Source organism: Sphingobacterium spiritivorum ATCC 33861, assembly GCF_000143765.1.
Lineage (GTDB): Bacteria > Bacteroidota > Bacteroidia > Sphingobacteriales > Sphingobacteriaceae > Sphingobacterium > Sphingobacterium spiritivorum.
Genome location: NZ_GL379770.1, coordinates 712,767 through 735,190, shown reverse-complemented (window position 1 = coordinate 735,190; position 22,424 = coordinate 712,767). Strand labels below are relative to the sequence as shown.

The 22,424-nt window shown below is 40.5% G+C and carries 18 protein-coding genes; 7 read left to right on the top strand and 11 right to left on the bottom strand.

The genetic code is table 11. From position 1 onward, the window contains the following. Positions 1 to 42 precede the first annotated feature (42 nt). Positions 43 to 1,668, top strand: a complete 1,626-nt coding sequence (locus HMPREF0766_RS03420) for an ABC-F family ATP-binding cassette domain-containing protein (protein ID WP_002993764.1) — start codon at positions 43 to 45, stop codon at positions 1,666 to 1,668. Between the two features lie 434 nt (positions 1,669 to 2,102). After that, the gene (locus HMPREF0766_RS03415; protein ID WP_002993761.1) at positions 2,103 to 4,976 is read left to right on the top strand and encodes a TonB-dependent receptor; all 2,874 of its coding nucleotides are present in this window, start codon (positions 2,103 to 2,105) and stop codon (positions 4,974 to 4,976) included. A 74-nt stretch (positions 4,977 to 5,050) separates the two neighbouring features. Here the strand turns inward: HMPREF0766_RS03415 and HMPREF0766_RS03410 are convergent, their stop codons facing one another. The 5 genes from HMPREF0766_RS03410 to holA form a co-directional block, all read right to left on the bottom strand. Continuing rightward, on the bottom strand, positions 5,051 to 6,631 hold the full coding sequence (locus HMPREF0766_RS03410) for an MDR family MFS transporter (RefSeq protein WP_002993758.1): 1,581 nt from the start codon (positions 6,629 to 6,631) through the stop codon (positions 5,051 to 5,053). Between the two features lie 2 nt (positions 6,632 to 6,633). Further along, entirely contained in the window at positions 6,634 to 7,728 is a 1,095-nt protein-coding gene (locus tag HMPREF0766_RS03405) for an HlyD family secretion protein (RefSeq protein ID WP_002993756.1), read from the bottom strand. Between the two features lie 5 nt (positions 7,729 to 7,733). Continuing rightward, the gene (locus HMPREF0766_RS03400; protein ID WP_002993754.1) at positions 7,734 to 9,038 is read right to left on the bottom strand and encodes a TolC family protein; all 1,305 of its coding nucleotides are present in this window, start codon (positions 9,036 to 9,038) and stop codon (positions 7,734 to 7,736) included. Continuing rightward, positions 9,028 to 9,645: a TetR family transcriptional regulator gene (locus tag HMPREF0766_RS03395; protein ID WP_002993751.1), complete on the bottom strand. Its 618-nt coding sequence runs from the start codon at positions 9,643 to 9,645 to the stop codon at positions 9,028 to 9,030. Before HMPREF0766_RS03395 ends, HMPREF0766_RS03400 begins: the two co-directional genes overlap by 11 nt. A 382-nt stretch (positions 9,646 to 10,027) precedes the next feature. Further along, entirely contained in the window at positions 10,028 to 11,032 is a 1,005-nt protein-coding gene (gene holA, locus HMPREF0766_RS03390; RefSeq protein WP_002993747.1) for a DNA polymerase III subunit delta, read from the bottom strand. A 96-nt stretch (positions 11,033 to 11,128) separates the two neighbouring features. Between holA and HMPREF0766_RS03385 the strand changes: the two genes are divergently transcribed. The 5 genes from HMPREF0766_RS03385 to HMPREF0766_RS03365 all read left to right on the top strand — a co-directional run bounded on the left by HMPREF0766_RS03385 (position 11,129) and on the right by HMPREF0766_RS03365 (position 16,196). Continuing rightward, a complete protein-coding gene (locus HMPREF0766_RS03385; protein WP_002993745.1) occupies positions 11,129 to 11,587 on the top strand; it encodes a type I restriction enzyme HsdR N-terminal domain-containing protein in 459 nt (152 codons plus the stop codon). Positions 11,588 to 11,682: 95 nt separating this feature from the next. Beyond that, the gene (clpP, locus tag HMPREF0766_RS03380; protein WP_002993743.1) at positions 11,683 to 12,381 is read left to right on the top strand and encodes an ATP-dependent Clp endopeptidase proteolytic subunit ClpP; all 699 of its coding nucleotides are present in this window, start codon (positions 11,683 to 11,685) and stop codon (positions 12,379 to 12,381) included. Then, on the top strand, positions 12,382 to 13,632 hold the full coding sequence (gene clpX, locus HMPREF0766_RS03375; protein WP_002993740.1) for an ATP-dependent Clp protease ATP-binding subunit ClpX: 1,251 nt from the start codon (positions 12,382 to 12,384) through the stop codon (positions 13,630 to 13,632). Positions 13,633 to 13,969: 337 nt separating this feature from the next. Next, on the top strand, positions 13,970 to 14,785 hold the full coding sequence (locus tag HMPREF0766_RS03370; protein WP_002993736.1) for an AMP nucleosidase: 816 nt from the start codon (positions 13,970 to 13,972) through the stop codon (positions 14,783 to 14,785). 46 nt (positions 14,786 to 14,831) lie between these two features. After that, a complete protein-coding gene (locus HMPREF0766_RS03365) occupies positions 14,832 to 16,196 on the top strand; it encodes a pyridoxal-phosphate dependent enzyme (RefSeq protein WP_002993733.1) in 1,365 nt (454 codons plus the stop codon). Positions 16,197 to 16,254: 58 nt separating this feature from the next. Here the strand turns inward: HMPREF0766_RS03365 and HMPREF0766_RS03360 are convergent, their stop codons facing one another. The 6 genes from HMPREF0766_RS03360 to HMPREF0766_RS03335 form a co-directional block, all read right to left on the bottom strand. Next, positions 16,255 to 16,557: an FtsB family cell division protein gene (locus HMPREF0766_RS03360; RefSeq protein ID WP_002993731.1), complete on the bottom strand. Its 303-nt coding sequence runs from the start codon at positions 16,555 to 16,557 to the stop codon at positions 16,255 to 16,257. 121 nt (positions 16,558 to 16,678) lie between these two features. Continuing rightward, the gene (gene eno / locus HMPREF0766_RS03355; protein WP_002993729.1) at positions 16,679 to 17,980 is read right to left on the bottom strand and encodes a phosphopyruvate hydratase; all 1,302 of its coding nucleotides are present in this window, start codon (positions 17,978 to 17,980) and stop codon (positions 16,679 to 16,681) included. A 315-nt stretch (positions 17,981 to 18,295) separates the two neighbouring features. Next, positions 18,296 to 19,396: a glutamine-hydrolyzing carbamoyl-phosphate synthase small subunit gene (gene carA, locus HMPREF0766_RS03350; RefSeq protein WP_002993727.1), complete on the bottom strand. Its 1,101-nt coding sequence runs from the start codon at positions 19,394 to 19,396 to the stop codon at positions 18,296 to 18,298. Positions 19,397 to 19,641: 245 nt separating this feature from the next. Then, entirely contained in the window at positions 19,642 to 19,842 is a 201-nt protein-coding gene (locus HMPREF0766_RS03345; RefSeq protein WP_002993725.1) for a YwbE family protein, read from the bottom strand. A 71-nt stretch (positions 19,843 to 19,913) separates the two neighbouring features. Next, complete coding sequence (rseP, locus tag HMPREF0766_RS03340; RefSeq protein ID WP_002993723.1) at positions 19,914 to 21,239, bottom strand: RIP metalloprotease RseP; 1,326 nt, start codon at positions 21,237 to 21,239, stop codon at positions 19,914 to 19,916. A gap of 28 nt (positions 21,240 to 21,267) precedes the next feature. Next, on the bottom strand, positions 21,268 to 22,419 hold the full coding sequence (locus tag HMPREF0766_RS03335) for a 1-deoxy-D-xylulose-5-phosphate reductoisomerase (protein WP_002993721.1): 1,152 nt from the start codon (positions 22,417 to 22,419) through the stop codon (positions 21,268 to 21,270). Positions 22,420 to 22,424 lie beyond the last annotated feature (5 nt).

The window sequence follows — 22,424 nt, the reverse complement described above, 5'->3', positions numbered from 1 at the left end:
TTTATTGCCCGTTTTTCAGGAAATAAACCGTATCTTTGCGCCATGATTAATGTGTCCAATCTTTCTCTTCGTTTCGGCAAACGTGTGCTGTTCGAAGATGTCAACCTTAAATTTACTGCTGGAAACTGCTACGGTATAATCGGTGCAAATGGTGCCGGAAAATCCACTTTCTTAAAGATTGTCTCAGGAGAGATCGATCCTTCAACAGGATCTGTAGCTTTCACACCTGGTGAAAGAATGTCTGTATTGAAACAGAATCACTATGAGTTTGATAAATTTTCCGTCATTGAGACTATTCTGATCGGTAATCAGGAGCTCTACAAGATCATGAAGGAAAAAGATGCCATTTACTTAAAAGAAGATTTCACAGATGCAGATGGTGAACGTGCCGGTGAGCTGGAAAGTCTTTTTGCGGAAATGGACGGATGGAATGCAGAAAGCAACGCAGCTACTTTATTGAGTAACCTGGGAATTTCGGAAGATCTGCATTATAAATTGTTAGAAGAACTGGATGGTAATCAGAAAGTACGTGTGCTTTTGGCGCAGGCTTTATTCGGAAAACCGGACATCCTGATTCTGGATGAGCCTACCAATGACCTGGACATCAACACCATTGCATGGTTAGAAGACTTCCTGGCGACTTATGAGGCAATCGTACTGGTCGTTTCTCACGACCGTCACTTTCTTGACGCCGTATGTACACATATCGTAGATATTGATTTCAGTAAAATGACAATCTATACCGGTAACTATTCATTCTGGTATGAGTCTTCTCAGCTGGTACTGAAACAACGTACTGATCAGAATAAAAAGATGGAAGATAAAGTCAAGGAATTACAGGAATTTATCCGTCGTTTCTCGGCCAATGCCTCCAAATCCAAACAGGCTACTTCCCGTAAAAAAGCCCTTGATAAGATTAATATAGAAGAGATTAAACCTTCAAACCGTAAATATCCGGCAATCATGTTCAATCAGATGAACCGCGAACCGGGTGATCAGACTTTATCAGTAGAAGGCCTTGGCAAAACAGTCAGTGGAGAAGTATTCTTCAAAGACATTAACTTCATGATCAACAAAGGAGATAAGATTGCAGTCCTGGGACGCAATTCACTTGTTACTTCTGCATTTTACGATATCATCACCGGCCGTGACAAAGATTTTCAGGGTGAATTCAAATGGGGAATTACCATTACCCCTGCAGATATGCCTATAGAGAATGCCGAATTCTTTGAAGGCAAAAATGATAACCTGATCGATTGGTTGAGAGAATACACGACTAATCCTGAAGCAGACGAACAGTTCCTGCGCGGATTCTTAGGCAAAATGCTCTTCTCCGGAGAAGAAGTTCTTAAAAAAGCATCGGTTTTGTCCGGAGGTGAAAAAATGCGTTGTATGTTCTCCAGAATGATGCTACAGGGAGCCAACTTCCTGATTTTCGACGAACCAACTAATCACCTGGATCTGGAATCTATCACGGCTTTAAACAACGGCTTAAAAGATTTCAAAGGATCTATGCTGTTTACCTCCCGTGACCACGAGTTGACAGAAACAGTAGCAAATCGTATTATAGAACTGACTCCTAAAGGAATCATTGATAAACTGATGACTTACGATGAATACATCAATAGCGAAGCTGTTCAGGCACAAAGAGCAGAGATGTACAGCTAAGACATAGTATACCATTTATTTAAAAACACCTTACTTAAATGAATTAAGTAAGGTGTTTTTTTTTGCCAAATGCGTTTAATGGAATTCTCGTCAGCAGAATAAAAAAAACTCACCCTAACCCTCTCCTTAGAAAGGAGAGGGAATTCTTTAACGAAACCACTTCTCTCCTTTTCAAGGAGAGATCCGATGTATCGGGAGAGAGGTTAAATAACCAAATGCATTTGCTGCTCCACTCATCAACAAAGCAAAGAACAACTCCTTAATCCTTCCCACGAGTAAGAACAAGTCCTACTTAGGAAAGGAAATTTACATCTCTTGTAAAAAAATAAAACACTGAAAAACAACAAATTACATACAATTTTAGAAATAAAGTTGTAAAATAACATTCATCAAAATATATTTGTCTACTTATTCTATAGACTTTATAAAATTAAATGACAAAACTTCGACCTATCCTATTTATTTTATTCCTCATTACAGTGCAATACGCACATAGTCAGGGCAATAATCTTATTGAATTATCCGGTCACATTATTGACCAGGAGTCAAAACAACCTATCTCGGGAGTAACCGTACTCGTCGAAGGAACAGTCAACGGTACATCGACCAATGATAAGGGGGATTTCAAATTGACCACAAGAGCAAAATACCCGTTCAAACTTAAAGTATCAGCAGTAGGATTCGCAGCACGTACCTATGAGATCACCGGCCCTGAATCCAATTTAAATCTGGAACTGCTCACGCAGACTATATTGGGAAAAGAAGTAGTAGTCACGGCTTCCAGAGTAGAGGAAAATATTCTTAAATCTCCGGTAGCGATTGAAAAACTGGATATACGAGCCATTCGTCAGTCTCCTGCTCCCAGTTTTTACGATGCCCTGGAAAATGTAAAGGGTGTTCAGATGACGACTTCCAGTATTACCTTTAAAATTCCGAATACAAGAGGGTTTAATATCCCTAATAATTTTCGTTTCGTACAACTGGCTGATGGCGTAGACATGCAGGCTGCCACTCTTGGCGTTCCGCTTGGAAATGCAATTGGTCCTACCGAACTGGATATCGCCAGTATAGAGATCACTCCCGGAGCTTCATCCGCATTATATGGCATGAATGCCATTAACGGTATGGCCAATCTGCTTACAAAAAATCCATTTTTGTATCAGGGACTCAGTGTATACAGCAAAAACGGGCTTAATCATACAGGAGGTACAGGACGCGAACTTAGCAATCTGACTGAAAATGCAATCCGCTACGCGAAAGCATTTAACAATAAATTTGCATTCAAAGTCAATCTCAGCTATCTGAGAGGAACAGACTGGCTATCTAATTCATATCAGGACCAGAATCCGAATAGTCTTGTAACAGCCAATCCTTCCTACCCCGAATTAGACGGCGTCAACAATACTGCATACGACGGGTGGAACATCTACGGAGATGAAAATAATAATGCGGTGACGGTATCAGGATTAACATATAACGGCAAGTCTAATCAGTCACTGATCGTCAGAAGAACGGGTTACAAAGAACAGGATTTATCTAAACCTACTGTAGAGAATCTCAAATTTGATGCTGCACTGCATTACCGGCTAAGCGAAAATGCAGAACTATCCTATAGCTACCGTTTTGGACGTATGGATGGTGTATTTCAAAGAGGTAACAAAATTCAGCTTGACAATGTAAGAGTACAGAATCATAAACTGGAGTTAAAAGGAAGCGATTACAACATCCGCACGTATATTTCTTCTGAGAATACCGGAGATTCATACAATATCAAACCATTGGCGGACAATCTGGATCTTACTCATTTATCCAACAATGCCTGGAGAGATAAATTCAAATCCTCTCTGCAAACGCAGCTCAACAACGGAGTTGCTCTGGCGGATGCAGCCCGACAAGCACGTGCCGATGCGGATCTGGGACGTGTAGAAGCCGGAACAAAGGCTTTTGATGAACTCAAAAACACAATTATCGGTATCAACAACTGGGATCACACCAACGCTGGCGTATCTACCGGAACAAGTACCGGAGGTGCAAAACTCAAACAAATGAGCCGTACCTATCACGCAAACGGACAATGGGATCTTTCCCGTCATGTAGAGGTTGTGGATATACTCTTAGGTGCAGATGCGACTATATATGAAGTCATCCCGGACGGAAACAATTTTGTAGATTTCAAAAGACCTGTTGCCGAGCGTAACATTCCTCTGGAAAACGGCTCGTTCGGAGACAATGTATATTACAAAAAATTCGGCGGATTCACTCAGGTAACCAAATCTCTGCTGGAAGAAAAGTTAAAGCTTTTTGCTTCCCTTCGTGTAGATTATAACCCCGAATTCAAAGCCAAATTTAACCCTAGGTTTGCTGCCGTATATACACTAGCTGAAAAACACAATTTCAGAGCTTCTTTCCAGAACGGTTTCCGTTTCCCTGCACTTTTTGAAGCCCTTTCATTTGTCAACAATGGAAATGTACGTCGTGTAGGAGGACTTTCCTATATAAATGAAGGCTTAGGCTATCTGGACAACTCATACACACTGGCCTCCGTCAACAATTTTAATGCTGCAGTGAATAAAGATGTAGCAGGAGGATTAACAGCAAATGATGCTGCATTAAAAAACAAAGGACTTCTGACCGTCACTGATCTGAAAGCCACCGATCCCGAACGTATTACTTCTTTCGAAATCGGCTATAAAAGTGTGATTCTGGATAATAAACTAGCCATTGACTGGGATATCTACAGCAATGTATACCACGGTTTCTTAGGACAGGTAGAGGTAGCGGTACCGTCCACAGACCGCATCACTACAGATGCTTCCGTAATCGACATGCTGGCTGCAAATCGCGCTAAACAAACCCGATACAGAGTATATACTAATGCTAAAAACAGTTATAATAACTATGGAAGTTCACTGGGACTGACCTACAATTTTTACGAAAAATATACCCTTTCCGGAAATATTAATTACAGCGCCATCACTGAAAATAAAGAGAAAGATATCTTCGTTACCGGATTTAATACCCCTAAATGGGCAACCAATCTTTCTTTTGGTAACAGAGAGATACTCCCAAATTTCGGATTCAATATTGTGTGGAAATGGCAGGATGCCTTTGACTGGGAGAGTCCGCTCGTCAATGCAAGAGTAAATGCTTACAGCAATATCGATGCGCAGGTAAGCTACAGAGTCGGAAAAGCAACCATAAAAGCAGGTGGAAGTAACATCTTTAACAAGCACTACATTCAGTATGCCGGGGGCCCTACACTAGGAGCCTTATATTATACGGCTATTACTTTTGACAATATTTTATAGCACTTAATGATCTCCTCATAATTGGTTTATTCAAAGAAAGGCTTTCCCCTCCCCGGGGAAAGACCTTTATGTTATTAGTGGACGTTAGACATATCCACTTTATTTTTACCTTGTTTGATCGTCAGTACAAAAGGTACACAAATCAGAAAAACAATTCCCAGATACAGAAATACATCCATATAAGAGAGTACTGCAGCCTGCTTGGTGACAGAAAGATCCAGAAGCTGATGCGCTTTAGCCAATGCTTCATTGGAACTGAATCCCTTAGACATAAAATTAGCCTGCATCTGCTGTACCCGCTGCTGCACTTCAAAACTGCTGGAGTCCAGATGCGAAACCAGATCTATCCGGTGTTTTTGTGAATCTCTGGATATAAAAGTTGTGATCAAGGCTATACCGAAAGATCCGCCAAGCTGACGCATCATCCCTGTAAATGCAGCGCCCTCTCCGATCGCTTTTCCCTGTAAAGTAGAAAGAGATAAAGTCATTACCGGTACAAATAACAGTCCGAGACCTACCCCGCGAATAATCAGCGGCCAGAACATATGCTCCGATCCTGTGTCATTCGTCAGTATGCCGTACATAAAAAATGAGAACCCGAAAAATATACATAAGCCTACTGCAACCATGTATTTCTGTGGTAGACCGGCCTGGATCATCTTCCCTATAAATGGCATCATCAATCCGGTCATAATCGAACTCGGAATCAGCAATAACCCTGCATCTGTAGCAGACCAGCCCAGAATAGACTGTGTATAGATAGGGATAATAAAGGTGGACCCGAACAAACCAAATCCCAGAATGAAACTCATAATAGTACCTACCTGCAGGTTTTTATCTTTCAGTACCCGAAGATTAACAATCGGATTCTTGTATGTCAATTCGCGCCAGATAAAGAAAAACAGCCCAAAGAAAGATAAGATCGACAAAGTGACAATTGTACGATTCTCAAACCAGTCGTCCTGCTGCCCGTGTTCAAGCACATACTGCAGCGATCCGATAAACATAATCAGAAAGACCACACCCCACCAATCCACTTCACTGGCAGACTGCTTCTTACCATATTTCGGACTTCTGACGAAAGATAAGGTTAAAAGTGTCGCAATAATACCCAAAGGTACATTGATATAAAATATGTACGGCCACGAATATTCATCCACAATATAACCACCAAGCGGAGGACCTAATGTAGGACCCACAATGACACCCATACCATAAATGGCCTGCGCCATACTTCTTTTTTCAGGAGGATAACTCTCTGTGATAATCGTCTGTGCTGTTACCAGAAGCGCACCTCCGCCCATACCCTGAATAAACCTGAAGAAAACGAGTTCCCAGATATTGGTTGCATTACCACATAAAAAAGATGCAACCGTAAAAATTATAATGGAAGCCGCGAAATAGTTCCGTCGTCCGAACTGTTGTGAAAGCCAGCTGGTCATCGGAATAACGATTACATTGGCAATAGCATAAGCTGTGATCACCCATGCCACATCTGTCAATGTAGCGCCCAGTGAGCCCTTCATGTCATTCAAGGCTACATTGACAATAGTCGTATCCACAATTTCCAGTAAGGCACATAATACAGCCGTAATCGTGATGACTACACGACGGAAACCATATTCAACCAGACTATCCTGTTGTAATGTTTCCATATCTATTTTACATGAACGTCAACGTCCGCATTCATTCCCGGACGCAATAATGCGATTTTGTCAGTTGTATTTTTATCTGTCAATCTGATCTTTACAGGAAGACGTTGTACCGTCTTCACAAAGTTACCGGTCGCATTATCCGGAGGCAGTAAAGAGAAGCGGGATCCTGTAGCAGGAGAAAAAGAATTGATCTCACCTTCAAATTCTGTATCCGGAAAAGCATCTATTTTAATAGTTACTTTCTGACCCGGACGCATTTTATTCAGCTGAGTTTCCTTAAAATTGGCAACAACCCAGGTTTCACTGTTGTCAACAATATAAAACAATGATTGTCCCGGATTGATCATCTGACCCGGCTGGATTTTGATATTCGAGACCTGACCATCTACAGAAGCCACCACAGTAGTATAAGAAAGACTGAGATTGGCCGCATCCAGCACAGCTTTTGCACGTTCAATATTCGCCTGAGCAACTGAAGTCTGTTTGGAAGCCACAGTCGTTTTACTCACAACCGCATTACGCTGAGAAGCACTTGCATTACGTTGTTGTTGCAGAATCTCCACTTGTTTCTCTGCTTCCAGCTTGGCTGTCAAAGCCTGCTCGTATTGTTGTTTGGTGATAGAATGATTGTTATACAGATTTGAATACCGTACATAATCGTTATTAGCTTGTTCAGCACGTATTTTGGCAGCATCCACACTACCTACATTAGATTTGATGCTTGCGTCAGAGATCGCTACATTGGCCGAAGATGCAAAAACATCTGCTTTGGATACCTCCAGAGAACTCTCCGCAGCCAGTAAAGCAGCCTGAGCTTCCTGTACTTTTACCAGATAATCCTGAGGTTCAATTGTGAACAGCGTATCTCCTTTTTTTACGATATCATTATCCTTTACAAATACTTTAGATACATATCCGCCTACACGAGGGATAATAGGACTCATATTCTTGTCTACCTGTGCATCATCTGTCGTCTCATGAGCCTGACCATGCAAATATTTATATGTACCGTATCCACCTCCCAGCAGTACCAGAACTACCAGAATGATGACAAATTTTTTATTTGATTTTTTACTTTCTTTATTATTAGTTTCCATAACGATTATTTCTGATTAATTTCTCCATTAGTCAATAGTAGATCATAATACTTCTCTACTGTATTTGCTTTCCCGATAGCCAGATTGATTCTGCTTTGCAGTTGTTGTACATCAGCTTCCAGCAGATCGTCGGTATCTGCCACACCGTTATCATACTTATCTTTTACGATTCGGAAGTTTTCATTGGCCTGATCTACCGCCTGTACATATACCCTGTCCTGTGCTTTTGCCAGTTCATAGTTTTCATTTGCCTGCTGTACCTGTACTTTGATCTGATCATTCAGCAGACTCATATTATCCTCTACCTCACGAACTTTATTGCGGGCAACATTTACATTCTTTTTGTTCTTATACAGTGAACTGATATCATATGACACGCCTACACCCACATTCATAGCATTCTTTACGGTGATGACATTCTTTACATCCATCGCTGTATAGCCACCTGTAGCAAACAAAGTCGGATAGTTAGCGGCTTTAGCAATTTTCACCTGGTTCAGGGCTACATCATGCTGTGCTTCCGCAGCTTTCAGATCCGAACGATTTGCCACAGCAGTCTCCATAGAAGCGTGCAGATTCGGAACATTCACTGCTTCCAGATCTATCTGTGCAAATTCAGTCTGTTCGTCGAGTTTCAGAAAATTCGCCAGTTGATAATTCATCACTTTCACATTCTTCTGCGCTTCCTGTTGCGCTACCAGATAATTAGACAATTGTAATTCAGCCTTCAACAGATCGTTACGGGCAATCACTCCATTTGTTTCCATAGCTTTAAAATCCTCAACACGCTGTCTTGAACGTTTGATATTTTCTTCAATCAGCAGATTAGTCTGTTGTGCCTTATACAAATTCAGATATAAGGACAATGCCCGTTTGGAAAGCTGATCTTTTGTCGCCAGTGCTGACCATTGCTCGGCCTTCAAAGCATTTTCAGAAGCGTGGATACTTTCCGTGATCTTACCACCGGTATAGATGGGCATATTGATCGTAGCTCTTCCCAGCATCAGCTGATTAGCTTTGATATCAGGTGCTCCTCCCGAACCTCCGAGTGGGATATGGAAATTGATATCCGGAGTCGTCATCAGCATGTACTGACCGCTTAATTGTGCTTCCGGTAGCTGACTGTTTTTTGCAGATTGTACTTCTAACCTGCGGCTTTCGATTTTGGTATCAGACAAGTGGGCTTCTGTGCTTTGTGTACTGGCTAATTGTATAATTTCTGCCAGAGTCATCTTACGTTTCTCCTGAGAAAACCCATCCAGATGAGCAAACACTAAAAGTGCACCCAATCCCAATAATTTAATTTTCATATGTGAGTAGTGCTTTAATATTCTTTTGTAAATAATGAACCAGTTCTGTCTCAATGTAATTGGAATACGCTTCTTCCGAATCCATATTCAATGCTGATTTGAGAAATAAATAGTTCATTTGAAAATTCATAAATGTACCCATCAGCGTTGCATGAATATGGATATAGCTATTTCCGGGCTGGAAAACACCTTTATCCACTCCATCCTGAACAACTTCTTCAATTACACGCAGATTGTGGTATTTAAGCTCCTGAAATGATTCCGAAAGCAGCAGCTTACGCTTAATAGTCGATTCGACAGCTATGACCTGATATAATCCACGGTTACAATTCATCGATTTGACATACAGCTCAATCATCTTATCCACTTTTTCCATCGGGGATGAAATATCCTTCAAACTTTCACCATTCATTTTAAAATTCTCCACGCGTACATTAATTAATGTATCCAGCAGCCCCTCTTTCGACCCGAAATAATAATTGATCATAGCCACATTCACGTTGGCTTCGCTGGCAATATCCCGAACAGAAGTTCCGTCAAACCCCTTTATTGAAAAAAGATTCTCGGCTACATTCAGTATTTCCAGTTGCTTTTCGTTTATCTCCATGATAAGACATTTATTTTTGACGGGCCAAAATTAAACAAACGTTTAATTTAAACAAACGTTTAATTTGTATTTTTTGCATAGATGACATTGAAATGAAAAAGAAAACATCACAAAACACCATAAACACCTTTACAGCAACATATTATGACAAGGAAAACATTTTTAAAAAAAGTCAGATAACCAGTAAGCTATCATTTTGCCGGGAGGGAAATCCGCAAATTATATACAAGATAATTAGAAAATAAAATTAAAGCCTTCCCGTTACGGGACTAACTTATTTTGTCACCGGGGACAGCAACAAATCCTAAATAGAGGTAGAAAAAAGTAATTAAAGCAGTTAATGATAATTTCTGCAGGCATCCATTGATACCTCAGCGTGCTTTTAATTTAATATATTAAAGATCATCTCTCTCAGAATATCATCAGTACCGGTATTGCTGCCTACATTCATTCCCTTTGATTTGAGATCTGCTTCTTTCAAATGATTTATAATATCAAAAGTCTTGCGACGGTTGTAATTCCGGGCTGCGATCTCATATTCTTTTATAAAAAAAGGATGAACTCCCAGTTCCTTGGCAGCAGCAGATTTATCCGGAAGATAATGATACTTTAATACTTTTGTAAAGTAACCACCCATTGCTCCCAACACGACTACTAAGGGATTATTCTTAGGATTTGCGGCAAAATAATCGACAATCTGGTACGCTTTCAGGGCATTTCGTTTGGCCAGAGCCGTATTCAGTTCAAATACGTTGAAATCTTTGGATATCCCGATATTTAGTTCTATATCACCTGCTCCTATTTCAGTAGATTTTGGCACATTCAGCATCAGCTTATCCAGTTCGTTCGATACCTTAGAAAGATCTGTCCCCAAATACTCCGCCATCATGGCTGCAGCCTGCGGATGAATAGACCAGCCATGATCCTTCACATAAGAAGTAATCCAGCCAGCCACCTTATCTTCATATAGCTTATTAGACTCTACGACTTCACCAGCCTTTTCGATAGCCTTGTAAAGTTTTTTACGCTTATCAAATTTACCGTACTTATAGTTGAAGACCAGCACTGTACTGGGCGTAAGATGCTCCACATAGTTTAACAAGAGTTCCTCCCCCTGTTTCCACTTCAGATCCTGTGCTTCTTTGATCAGGATAACCTGATGGTCACTCAACATAGGATAGCGCTTTGCCGCATTCACGATCGTGATAAAGTCGGTATCCTTACCATATAAGATGGTCTGATCAAATCCCTTCTGCGCATCATCCAGCACCGAACTTTCAATAGTATCGCTGATCAGATCAATAAAGTAGGGTTCCTCCCCGTGTAAAAGATAAACGGGTTTGAGTTTTTTATTCTTGATATCCGAAAGAATAGGACTGACATTCATACCCAACAAAAGTACAAATTTATTCCCCTTCCCTTTGTTGAAACTTTTAAGAATTTGAAGGATTTACGATTTACAACAGATTTCGTATCTTTGCACATGTTTACGCCCATTCCCTTAAATTTACCACCTTTTTCAGCTAAACTATCGAGGGAAAACGATATCATATTCATCTATGATGAGTTACGTAAAAAAAAGCTGGTGCTGACACCGGAAGAATGGGTAAGACAACATTGGATCAATTATTTACATCAGGAAAAGAAATATCCAAAATCCCTGATGAAAACAGAAGGAGGGCTAAGGTTAAATACCCTTCAGAAGAGAAGTGATTTGCTTGTTTACAACAATAAAGGAGAAAAGATATTACTCGCAGAATTCAAAGCTCCTCATGTAAAGATTACACAATCTGTATTTGAGCAGATTGCCAATTATAATACGGTACATCAAATCCCGTTATTATTAGTAAGTAATGGATTAGATCATTTCTATTGTAAGATCAGTTTTGAGACAAAATCTTACGAATTCTTAAAGGATTTGCCGGACTATTTCGTCATCTGACTTAATTGTTGGCTGGATGTAAAACATATAGTTCAACATATACAACTTTTAAAATATAGTTTTATATTCGTCTTAATAAAAGGAAAATTAATATTATGAACATAGATAAAAACGAATTCAGAAAATATGCTATCAAGCATCACCGTATCGGAAGCCAACATGTGGACAGCTTCATTTCACGTGTTCAACAAAATATGCCTACTAACCTGACACCTTACATTGTTGAAGAGCGTCAGCTAAATGTGGCACAAATGGACGTATTCTCCAGATTAATGATGGACCGCATCATCTTTTTAGGAGATGCCGTGACGGATCAGGTTGCAAATATCATTCAGGCACAATTATTATTTCTTCAGTCTACGGATGCACAGCGTGATATACAGATCTATATCAATTCGCCTGGAGGTAGTGTATACGCCGGATTAGGAATATACGATACTATGCAATACATCTCTCCGGATGTAGCTACGATCTGTACAGGCATGGCTGCTTCAATGGGAGCCGTATTATTAGTAGCCGGCGCCAAAGGTAAACGCGCGGCATTGAAACATTCACGTGTCATGATCCACCAGCCATCAGGCGGTGCTCAGGGCGTTGCTGCAGATATGGAAATCAATCTTCGTGAGATGCTTAAGCTGAAAGAAGAGCTGTACACTATCATAGCAGAGCATTCAGGTCAGTCGTACGAATGGGTAGAAAAATCTTCTGACCGTGACTACTGGATGAGAGCTGCAGAAGCAAAAGAATTTGGAATGGTAGACGAAGTATTGTCTTCCAAAAAAGAAATCAAATAAATGAGCAAAAATAACACAAAAGATATTCGCTGTTCGTTTTGCGGCATCAGTAAAAATGATGCGCAAATGCTGATTGCCGGAGACGGCGCTCACATCTGTGACCGCTGTGTCATGCAGGCCAATGAAATATTGGCCGAAGAGCTGAAGCAACGCAAGAGCAAATCTTTACAGACTGCTTTAAAACTAATCCGTCCGCTGGAAATCAAACAGCATCTTGATCAATACGTTATCGGCCAGGATGATGCTAAAAAAGTAATTTCGGTAGCGGTATACAATCATTATAAACGTCTGAATCAAAAAGTAGATAAAGACGATATTGAGATTGAAAAATCAAATCTGATCATCGTAGGTGAAACAGGAACCGGGAAAACACTACTGGCTAAGACAGTAGCTAAAATTTTGAATGTACCGTTCAGCATTGTAGATGCTACAGTACTGACAGAAGCGGGTTATGTGGGCGAAGATGTGGAAAGTATACTGACACGTCTTTTACAAGCAGCAGACTATGATGTAGCTGCAGCGGAACGTGGTATTATCTACATCGATGAAATCGATAAGATAGCGCGTAAAAGCGACAATCCTTCTATCACCCGGGACGTATCCGGGGAAGGTGTACAACAGGCGCTGTTAAAAATATTAGAAGGAACAGTAGTCAATGTACCTCCTCAGGGTGGACGTAAACATCCGGATCAGAAAATGATTGCAGTCAATACCAGTAATATTCTGTTTATCTGTGGCGGAGCTTTTGACGGTATCCAGAAAAAGATCGCTAACCGCTTGAGAACGCAGACAGTAGGCTATAAGATGAGAGAAGATGAGCAGGAGATCGACTTAAACAATCTGTATAAGTACATTACTCCTCAGGATTTAAAAACCTTTGGTTTGATACCTGAGCTGATCGGCCGTCTTCCTGTATTGACCTACTTAAATCCGTTAGATAAGGAAACGCTGTTAAGCATCCTGACAGAGCCAAAAAATGCATTGATCAAACAGTATAAAAAACTGTTTAACTATGAAGGTATCGAGTTAGAGTTCGATAAAAATGTCTATCAGTTTATCGTGGACAAAGCAGATGAATTCAAATTAGGAGCCAGAGGATTAAGAGCCATCTGCGAAGCAATCATGCTGGATGCAATGTTCGAAATCCCGACTTCAAGAGAAGACATTACCGACAACACATTACACATTACGCTGGACTACGCCAAACAAAAATTTGAAAAGTCAGACATCAAAAAACTGCATGTCGCGTAACTAAAAAATATAAGGCTCTCCTCAACGGAGAGCCTTGTTTATATTCGGTTCCAATCCGCTATTACACACAATACTGACAACAGTAGATCAGCGCAATGCTGGCGCTACATTGGTCATAGCCCAACGGTTTCTTATCTGCTATACCTATTGCTCATGAATACGATCTTACACAGATCTATTCCGGGCAGATGCAGTCGCATACAAAAGTTCTTTTACAGCACTTTAACAGAAAGTTAAACGGATATGCTTATACTTGCTGATCGTTCTTCTCCAATCGGCAGGATAGCGTGTATCCGAATTTCAGATATATAAAGTAACACCTATTAAAAAAATTGTTATGAGCAAAAACAAAGAAGAAAACAGCCCGGTCAAAGCCGGACTTAAATCCAAAGAAGATATCGTACACAACTGGCTTCCACGTTATACAGGAAGACCCCTGGATGAGTTTGGAGAGTATATTTTGTTGACCAATTTTTCAAAGTATCTGCATATTTTCTCCGAAATGCATGATAATGCCCCGATATACGGAACAGATAAACCTATGCAATCAGTGACTGCAGCAGGCATTACAATCATCAATTTCGGAATGGGTAGCCCTATGGCAGCGACGATCATGGACTTGTTGTCTGCAATTGCCCCTAAGGCTGTCCTGTTTCTGGGAAAAGCCGGAGGATTGAAAAAGAAAAATAAGATCGGTGATCTTGTACTCCCTATTGCTGCAATACGGGGCGAAGGAACGTCAAATGATTACTTCCCGCCTGAAGTACCTGCCCTGCCGGCATTTGCTTTACAGAAAGCGATATCCACCACGATCAGGGATCATTCACGTGACTACTGGACAGGAACAGTATATACAACCAACAGACGCGTGTGGGAACATGAGAAATCATTTAAGAAATATCTCAAATCCATACGTGCTATGTGTGTAGATATGGAGACCGCAACAATCTTTAGCGTAGGCTTTGCCAACAAAATACCAACAGGTGCACTTTTATTGGTATCGGACCAACCGATGATCCCTGAAGGAGTAAAAACCGAAGAAAGCGATGTATCTGTAACCGCTAACTACGTACAGACTCATCTTTTGATTGGTATTGACTCTCTTAAACAACTGATCAACAATGGTTTAACAGTGAAACACCTGCAGTTTTAATCCCCTCAAAGGAAAAGATTATCTTTGTATAAACAAATAAAACAGTATGTGGTATAACAATATTTTGGAAACGATAGGAAATACACCTCTTGTTAAACTGAATAAAGTCACTAAGCACCTCAAGGGTACAATCCTGGCTAAAATAGAGACAACAAATCCAGGCAACTCTATAAAAGATCGTATGGCAATCAAAATGATAGAGGATGCCGAAAAAGCGGGATTACTAAAACCAGGTGGCACCATCATCGAAGGAACATCCGGAAATACGGGAATGGGCCTTGCAATGGCGGCTGTCGTAAAAGGATACCGTTGTATCTTTACGACTACGGATAAACAGTCCAAAGAAAAAATTGATGCGCTGCGTGCATTCGGTGCCGAAGTAATTGTATGCCCTACAAACGTTGAACCTGAAGATCCCCGCTCCTACTACTCCGTCTCCAGCAGATTAGAAAAAGAAGTCCCTAATGCCTGGAAGGCCAATCAGTATGATAATCCCTCCAATGCACAGGCGCACTATGAGACTACAGGCCCTGAAATATGGAAACAGACAGAAGGAAAAATCACACATCTGATAGTGGGTGTGGGAACAGGTGGTACTATATCTGGAACAGCCAGATATCTGCGGGAGAAAAATCCGGACATCAAAGTCTGGGGAATCGATACCTACGGATCTGTTTTTAAGAAGTACAAGGAAACAGGCATATTCGATAAAAACGAAATATACCCTTATATCACAGAAGGCATTGGTGAGGATTTTCTTCCTGAAAATGTGGACTTCAGCGTCATTGATCTGTTTGAAAAAGTAACAGACAAAGATGCTGCACTTCTGACAAGAGATCTCGCCCGAAAAGAAGGTATATTTGCCGGAAACTCGGCAGGAGCTGCTGTTGCGGGACTGCTGCAACTGGGAGCATCCTTAAAGGAAGAAGATGTTGTCGTCGTGATCTTCCATGATCACGGATCCCGTTATATGGGTAAGATGTACAATGAAGACTGGTTACGTGAACGCGGATTTCTGAAAGATGAAAAATTAACGGCACTCACTATTCTGAAAAAACGGGAAACCCAGGATATTGTAACAGCAGATGTGGATCAGACGGTGATTGAAACATTCAACACAATGAAAACATTAAATATTTCCCAGATACCGGTTACACAACAAGGAATGGTTGTCGGAAAGATAACTGAGTCTGATATTCTGTCGGCACTTCTGGAAAACCCATCCACTAAATCTGCAAAAGTGCAAAGTATCAGTACAAAGCCTTTTCCTTTCGTCGATCTTAATGCTTCCATTGACAAGATTTCCGCATTGATTAATAAGGATTCTCAGGCAGTATTGGTGGAAGATGAATACGGAAGAATCAATATCATTACACAATATGATATTATCAATGCTATATCTGGGGGATAGTAAATATCTTTTATCAACAAGAAGGGGTATCTGAAATCAGATACCCCTTCTCTTTATATTATTTTTTCTCCGCTTCCTTTTCCAGGATAACATAGACATCTTCATTATCTTTTTTCATTTGATAGCGTTCCCGCGCTATGCGTTGAATCTCACTGGGATTATTCTGTACATCCTTGATCGTCTGCTGAATACCTGCTATCTCTTTCTCATAGTATGTCTTTTCTTTTTCCAGATTAGATTTCTCTTTCTGATAGCTGTATTGTGTACTGAAATCATTTCGGTCAAAGAATAACATCCATACTACAAAAGCTACACCTGCAAGCAGGTATTTGTTTCGGATAACGTACAAAAATCTTTCCATATGCCAAAAGTACAAACTATTACCTATTAATTTCTAACAAGCTAAAATTAAAGTAATTTTCTGAAAATAAAAAAGAGACTATCGAAATAGTCTCTTTCTGTACTAACATTGCTGTTAATGCTTATTTTTTCTTGATTGCGTATTTGAAATCTTTACCGATGAAACGGGCATTTGCACCCAATTCTTCTTCGATACGCAACAATTGATTGTATTTTGCGATCCTGTCAGAACGTGAAGCTGAACCTGTCTTAATCTGACCACAATTCAACGCTACTGCTAAATCTGCAATAGTAGTATCTTCCGTTTCTCCTGAACGGTGAGACATTACAGAAGTATATCCGTTTGTCTGAGCTAGAGATACTGCATTGATAGTCTCTGTTAATGATCCGATCTGGTTTACTTTTACAAGAATAGAATTACCAGTATGCTGATCGATACCTTGCTGAAGGCGTTTCGTATTGGTTACAAACAAATCATCACCAACCAGCTGAACACGGTCACCAATCTTATCTGTTAATAATTTCCATCCTTTCCAGTCATCTTCCGCCATACCATCTTCAATAGAGATAATAGGATATTTTTCTGTTAATTCAGCAAGGTAATCTACCTGTTGTTCGATAGTACGAACAGCACCTTTAGCGCCTTCAAATTTTGTATAATCGTATTTGTTGCTTTTGAAGAACTCAGAAGAAGCACAGTCTAAAGCCAGACAAATATCTTTACCTGGTTTGTAACCTGCAGCAGAGATTGCTTTCAATACCGTCTCAATAGCATCTTCAGTACCTTCAAAAGTAGGTGCAAAACCACCTTCATCACCTACAGCAGTAGATAATCCTCTGTCGTGAAGAATTTTCTTCAGATTGTGGAATACTTCAGTTCCCCAACGCAAAGCTTCTGAGAAAGAAGGTGCACCAACCGGCATAATCATAAATTCCTGAAAAGCGATAGGAGCATCAGAGTGAGAACCACCATTGATGATATTCATCATCGGGATAGGCAATGTATTTGCATTAACACCACCTACATAACGGTAAAGTGGTTGTCCGCTTTCCTGTGCAGCAGCTTTGGCTACAGCCAGAGAAACGCCAAGGATAGCATTAGCTCCCAGTTTACCTTTATTCTCGGTTCCGTCAAGATCAATCATTAACTTGTCGATTGCATTCTGCTCGAATACATCCACACCTTCCAATGCTTTCGCAATCTTAGTGTTTACGTTTTCAACAGCTTTAAGAACACCTTTACCTAAGTATTTTTTCTTATCGCCATCACGCAATTCTACAGCTTCATGCGCACCGGTAGAAGCACCCGAAGGTACAGCAGCACGACCAGTAAAACCATTTTGTGTAGTTACATCTACTTCAATTGTAGGATTTCCGCGCGAATCCAAAATCTGACGCGCTCTAACATCAATAATTAAACTCATTGTTATTTTTTTCTGGTTGTATGATTATCTTCAAATAAACAGCACTAAGTGTATAAAGTACACTTTTTATGCTTTCACATTTATATACAACCAAATATAACTAAAATATGCTTCTTAGAAAATTATTTAGGAGAGTTTTAAATAAAAAAAGCAAGACAGGAGGGCTGTCTTGCTAAACATTGATTACCATTCAAATCATAAACCTAATATGATTGTACACTACAAACGGAACTCAACGGCCCTGCGCTACATCCCTTTACACAAAAAAGGGTTGAATATATTCAATTCAACCCTTTCTGACTGCTACCCAGTATTTTATTTTTTAATCAAAGCGACGAAATCGTCAAATAAATATCTTGAATCGTGCGGACCCGGAGATGACTCAGGGTGATACTGCACCGAAAATGCTTTCTTACCTTTGACACGGATACCTTCGATAGAACCGTCATTCAGGTTGACATGCGTTATCTCCACCTGTTCTGATTTTTCAATATCTTCAGCCACCACACCAAAACCATGATTCTGGGATGTAATCTCACATCTGTTTGCAATAATATTTTTGACGGGGTGATTAATACCTCTGTGGCCATTGTGCATTTTGCTGGTACGGATACCATTTGCTAAAGCCAATATCTGATGTCCCAAACAAATTCCGAACATAGGTTTTTCAGCAGCAATGATTTCTTTAACCGTATCAATCGCATAAGGCATTGCAGACGGATCGCCCGGGCCGTTGGAGATAAAGTAACCATCAGCTCCCCATGCTTCCATTTCAGCAAATGTTGTTTTTGCAGGAAAAACCTTCGCATACACCTGACGTGCGTCAAAGTTTCTCAAAATATTACGTTTAATACCCAGATCCAGTACAGCGATACGTGTCGAAGCATCTTCATCCCCATAGAAATAAGGTTCTTTGGTCGAAACCTTTGAAGACAACTCCAGACCGTCCATTGAAGGAACCTGTGCCAATTGTGCTTTCAAAGACTCTATATCCAGATTTTCTGAAGATATAATCGCATTCATTGCACCTTTGCTACGAATATGACGGACTAATGAACGTGTATCGATATCTGAAATACCCACCAGATTCTCCTCTTCAAAGTAGTTCTGAATGGACGTATCGGCCATCTTGCGACTATAGTTGATATTATAGTTCTTACACACCAATCCTGCGATTTGGATTTGATTAGATTCAGATTCTTCATTGGCAATACCGTAATTCCCGATATGAGCATTGGTCGTTACCATAATCTGTCCAAAATAAGAAGGATCGGTAAAAATCTCCTGATAACCAGTAGTGCCGGTATTGAAACAGATCTCTCCTGTAGTTGTTCCAATTTTCCCAGCAGCTTTACCATGATACACGGTACCGTCTTCTAAAACTAAAATTGCAGGCAATTTGCTGTAGTTGGTCATTATTAACGTTTATTATTTTTTTATGTTTAAGCTTCTCTTTCTTCTCATCAATCAAGGGCACAAAAAAAGCCCTCAACGGGCTAAATAGCAATTAATCGACATATTGATCAATGAATACACTGATAAATTTCGCGCTCACCTTGAAAAGATTTACTTCAATTTTCACGAGGGACAAAGATACATATTATTCATTAAAATAGTATAATTATTTTAAGAAGTTTTCAACACTTTTATTCAGGCGCCCACTAATCTTCATCTATAATCTCAGCCACACGACCTACCTGACCATCTGTAAGACGCACTTTGATACCTCTGGAGTGGTAAGATGAAGATGTCAGGATATCCTTTACTATCCCCTCTGTCAATGCGCCCGTACGTTGATCCTTTTTCAAAATAATATTTACCAGTATGCCTGGTTTTATATCTGCTCTGTTCGTTCCGTCCATACTTATCTATTTTAAACAAAAACAAGAAGGTCCTTCAAATGAAAGACCTTCTGCTTATCTATTGAAAATCCTTATTTAAAGAGTTTGAAAATATCATTTCCAAACACAAATATCATTAATGCCAACAGGATAAAGAAACCTACCATTTGCGCTTTTTCAAGGAATTTTTCACTCAAAGGCTTTCCCTGAATCATTTCAACAAGTAAGAAGATCACATGCCCCCCGTCCAATGCAGGAATAGGAAGTAAATTCATAAAGGCCAATGCCATTGACAACATCCCTACAAGGCTCCAGAAACGAACCCAATCGACTTCAGTTCCAAATAGCGTAGCGATACCCACAGGACCTGAAAGTGCCTTATCCGCTCTGATTTCTCCTCTGAAGATCTTACCGAATCCTTTAATATTATCTGTGATAACTGAAAACGCCTGCTTTGCTCCTACCGGAAACGCTTCCGCCAGACTATACTCTGTAATGACTAATGGAAGAGAGTAATCGTAGTTACGGTTGAATCCTAAAGTCCCGTCTTTATCAACCTGTCCTTTCACCGTTATCGTCTGTCCCTTTCTTACTAAAGTCAACATGACAGGCTTACCCGCATCTTTTTCTAAAATGGACTTAAATTCATCGAAGAAACGAACAGACACTTCATTTACAGCAATAATACTATCCCCTTTTACCAATCCCATCCTGGCCGCTTCCGAACCTTTTACCACATTATCTACAGCAGTCATCCTGGTACGGATCTGTACGAATTCATTTGCTTTATGATCAGCTACAGCATTCAGAATATCCGCAGGAACATGAATTTCTTTAGTCTCTCCATTACGCTCAATTGTCAGATTGGTATTCCCCATCAGCACCTTTGAGCTAAGAAGTTCTTTGAAGAAACCTACCTTCTGACCATCTATTGCAACAATACGGTCTCCGGTCTGTATACCGATCTGTTTACCGATAATACCGGGTACCACCCCATTTACAAGCTTTTGGTTATCGAAATTAGATTCTCCCTGACTGAATGCCAGCATCCAGTATACCACTACCCCTACAACAATATTTACGATAATACCGCCAAGCATTACAATAAGACGCTGCCAGGCTGGTTTTGAACGAAATTCCCAGGGCTGAGGCTCACCCTTCAGCTGCTCCGTATCCATGGACTCATCGATCATACCGGCAATCTTCACGTATCCTCCAAGAGGTAACCATCCAATACCGTACTCACATCCTTTATAATTGAATTTGAACAATTTGACACCCCAGGCATCAAAAAACAAATAAAACTTTTCTACTTTAATACCGAATGCACGTGCTGCTAAAAAATGTCCCAATTCGTGCAATACAATCAAAATCGACAAGCCTAAGACGACCTGTCCAATCATTATTAAAACTCCCATTTAACTTTTTAATCTTTTACATTAATTCTTAAATCAACTCCTGAGCAATCCTTCTGCTCTCCTGATCGGCATATAAATAATCTTCCAATGTAGGAGTTGCTACATGCTGCACACGTTCCAGTGTTTTTTCTATCACTTCACTCATGCCCAGAAATGACACTTTTTCTTTCAGAAAAGCATCCACCACAATCTCATTTGCAGCATTCATGACACAAGCACTATTCCCGCCCTGACGTAATGCTTCATAAGCAATCGCCAAATTACGAAATGTTTTTGTATCGGCAGGTTCAAATGTAAGACTTGCAAAATTAGCAAAATCAAATCGTTCAAACGTATTCTCCCATCGGTACGGATAAGTCAGCGCATATTGAATAGGCAACTTCATATCAGGCAATCCCATCTGCGCTTTCATAGAACCGTCTCTGAATTGCACCAGTGAATGGATAATAGATTGCGGGTGTACAATCACATCTACCTGACTTACATCAAGATCAAACAGCCATTTGGCCTCTATCACTTCCAGTCCCTTATTCATAAGAGAAGCCGAATCAATGGTAATCTTGGCGCCCATTGACCAGTTTGGATGCTTCAACGCCTGCTGCTTTGTCACGGAAGACAGGAAATCCAGATCTTTACCTCTGAAAGGTCCTCCGGAAGCGGTCAGATATATTTTTTCAATCGGGTTGGCTTCTTCACCGGTAAGGCACTGAAAAATCGCAGAATGCTCCGAATCCACCGGCAGCATACGCACCTGATGCTTACGGGCAAGTCCCATGACCAACTCTCCTGCCACCACCAGCGTCTCCTTATTGGCCAGAGCAATATCTTTTCCACTCTGAATTGCTCGTACAGTAGATCGAAGTCCTGCAGAACCGACAATTGCATTCAATACGATATCGATATCCTCATATTGCACAACCTCTTCCAAAGCAGCCTCTCCTGAGCTGACGGCTATAGGATGCCCGGCAAGAGCCTCCTTCACACAAAGATACTGACTGTCATCTACTATAACGACAGCGCGGGGTTGAAACTGAAGGGCTTGCTTGATAAGTAAATCCGCATTTGATCCTGCGGTAAGGACGGATACCTTTAATCGTTCGGGAAAAGATTCGACCACATCTAATGCCTGTGTACCCACACTACCTGTCGAACCCAGTACCGCTATTGTTTTATACTCCAAGTGTT

Bases quoted from the DNA above. Each gene is read 5' to 3' on its own strand.
- HMPREF0766_RS03420 (WP_002993764.1), top strand. From the start codon at position 43: ATGATTAATGTGTCCAATCTTTCTCTTCGTTTCGGCAAACGTGTGCTG.
- HMPREF0766_RS03415 (WP_002993761.1), top strand. From the start codon at position 2,103: ATGACAAAACTTCGACCTATCCTATTTATTTTATTCCTCATTACAGTG.
- HMPREF0766_RS03410 (WP_002993758.1), bottom strand. From the start codon at position 6,631: ATGGAAACATTACAACAGGATAGTCTGGTTGAATATGGTTTCCGTCGT.
- HMPREF0766_RS03405 (WP_002993756.1), bottom strand. From the start codon at position 7,728: ATGGAAACTAATAATAAAGAAAGTAAAAAATCAAATAAAAAATTTGTC.
- HMPREF0766_RS03400 (WP_002993754.1), bottom strand. From the start codon at position 9,038: ATGAAAATTAAATTATTGGGATTGGGTGCACTTTTAGTGTTTGCTCAT.
- HMPREF0766_RS03395 (WP_002993751.1), bottom strand. From the start codon at position 9,645: ATGGAGATAAACGAAAAGCAACTGGAAATACTGAATGTAGCCGAGAAT.
- holA (WP_002993747.1), bottom strand. From the start codon at position 11,032: ATGAATGTCAGTCCTATTCTTTCGGATATCAAGAATAAAAAACTCAAA.
- HMPREF0766_RS03385 (WP_002993745.1), top strand. From the start codon at position 11,129: ATGTTTACGCCCATTCCCTTAAATTTACCACCTTTTTCAGCTAAACTA.
- clpP (WP_002993743.1), top strand. From the start codon at position 11,683: ATGAACATAGATAAAAACGAATTCAGAAAATATGCTATCAAGCATCAC.
- clpX (WP_002993740.1), top strand. From the start codon at position 12,382: ATGAGCAAAAATAACACAAAAGATATTCGCTGTTCGTTTTGCGGCATC.
- HMPREF0766_RS03370 (WP_002993736.1), top strand. From the start codon at position 13,970: ATGAGCAAAAACAAAGAAGAAAACAGCCCGGTCAAAGCCGGACTTAAA.
- HMPREF0766_RS03365 (WP_002993733.1), top strand. From the start codon at position 14,832: ATGTGGTATAACAATATTTTGGAAACGATAGGAAATACACCTCTTGTT.
- HMPREF0766_RS03360 (WP_002993731.1), bottom strand. From the start codon at position 16,557: ATGGAAAGATTTTTGTACGTTATCCGAAACAAATACCTGCTTGCAGGT.
- eno (WP_002993729.1), bottom strand. From the start codon at position 17,980: ATGAGTTTAATTATTGATGTTAGAGCGCGTCAGATTTTGGATTCGCGC.
- carA (WP_002993727.1), bottom strand. From the start codon at position 19,396: ATGACCAACTACAGCAAATTGCCTGCAATTTTAGTTTTAGAAGACGGT.
- HMPREF0766_RS03345 (WP_002993725.1), bottom strand. From the start codon at position 19,842: ATGGACGGAACGAACAGAGCAGATATAAAACCAGGCATACTGGTAAAT.
- rseP (WP_002993723.1), bottom strand. From the start codon at position 21,239: ATGGGAGTTTTAATAATGATTGGACAGGTCGTCTTAGGCTTGTCGATT.